The sequence below is a fragment of the Nocardia sp. NPDC059154 genome (genome assembly GCF_042755705.1).
Classification (GTDB): Bacteria; Actinomycetota; Actinomycetes; order Mycobacteriales; family Mycobacteriaceae; genus Nocardia.
The window spans coordinates 1-1,543 of sequence record NZ_JBHZCS010000117.1 but is presented as its reverse complement, the minus strand read 5'-3'; the positions used below and the strand labels follow the sequence as shown (position 1 = coordinate 1,543).

Genomic DNA, 1,543 nt, shown 5'->3' with positions numbered 1-1,543 from the left:
GTACCCGGATGGTCTCCGCGCCGGGATCGCGAGCGATCCACTCGGCGAAGGCCTCCCGGCCGTCCTCGGTGATCCGGTAGGGGGTGCGGTCGCGGGCGCCGGCCGCACCCTTGTCCACCAGTCCGTTCTGGTGCATGGTGGCCAGTTCGCGATAGACCTGGCTCTGGGTGATGGTCCAGAAGTCGCCGATCCGGTCCTGGGCCAGCGCCACCAGATCCCACCCGGACAGTTCGCCCTGGTGGAGGAATCCGAGTAGGGACGCGGCCGTCGAGTTGAGCGGGCGTCGAGCATTGTCTTCAGGCACCGGCACTCCTTCCAGCCTACGTTCTACAGTGGAATATTAGTCTCCGTAGCGGCGCGACGTGAACACCCGGGGTCCACCGGCCGCGTCGAACACCGTGGTGGTCGACGCGCCGATGATCAACAGGGTCCGCATGTCCACCTCGGCCGGATCCAGCTCCGCCAGCGTCACCACCCGCACCGACTCGGCCGGGCCACCCACATCGCGGCCGATCACCACCGGCGTCTGCGGTTTGCGATGCTCGAGCACGAGATCGCGCATGGCCGCCACCTGCCAGGTGCGCTGCGACGATGCCGGGTTGTACACGGCGAACGCCATGTCCGCCGATGCCACCGCCGAAATCCGTTGCGCCACCGTCTCCCACGGCTTGAGCCGATCCGACAGCGAGATCATGGCGAAATCGTGCCCCAGCGGCGCGCCCATCCGGCTGGCCACCGCACTGGCCGCGGTCACGCCGGGCAGCACCCGCACCGGCACCTCCCGCCACTGCGGATCCGCCGACTCCTCGATCACCGCCGCCGCCATGGCGAACACGCCCGGATCGCCGGAGGAGACGACCACGACCTTCGCGCCCTGCTTGGCCATGTCCAAAGCCATTCCGGCGCGCTCGGATTCGACCCGATTGTCACTGGCGTGCCGCCGCTGCCCCGGACGCACCGGCACCCGGTTCACGTACGTGGTGTACCCGACGATGTCGGTCGCCTCGGCCAGCGCCTGCCGAACCTCCGGCGTGGTCCACACCTCCGCGCCCGGACCGAGACCCACTACGACGACCTCGCCGATCTGTCCCGATTGCGCCGCGCGGGGTTCGCCATCGGCGACGGCCGCTGCGGGGGAGGGGGCGGCCGGCGTCCCCGGCCGGCCGTTCGCCGCGGAGGTGATACCGGAAACCGTAGTGGCACCGGTTGTTTCGGAGGATGTGGGCACACCGTCGGCCGTGAGCGCGATCCGCGTGGCGGGTTCGGGGCCCGGCACTAGCGTGATCGCGAAGTAGGGGACGCTCGCTTCGTCGACCTCCGCGGCGCGCAGCACCCGCTGGCGGGTCGAGCTGGCGCGTTCGACGTAGAAGGCGTCGTCGAGGCGCCCGGAGTCGGAAAGAGCCTGGCGGACACCGGGGTAGGTGCGGCCGAGTTTCATGATGGCGGCCGCGTCGGTGTCGCGCAGGCGGCGGGTCAGTTCCTCGGTGGGCATGGTGCCCGGCAGCACGGTGAGAACCTGGTCGCCTTCCACCAGGGGGGTACC

Annotated in this window: 2 protein-coding genes; both read right to left on the bottom strand. The window is 70.3% G+C overall.

The genetic code is table 11. The features are described 5' to 3' along the window. A partial coding sequence (locus tag ACFXN1_RS48730) for a PadR family transcriptional regulator (protein WP_379464043.1) occupies nt 1-304 on the bottom strand: 304 nt, incomplete at its 3' end. Nucleotides 305-340: 36 nt separating this feature from the next. Next, nucleotides 341-1,543 (bottom strand): precorrin-3B C(17)-methyltransferase (gene cobJ / locus ACFXN1_RS48725; RefSeq protein ID WP_379464041.1); only part of this gene is annotated, 1,203 nt, incomplete at its 5' end.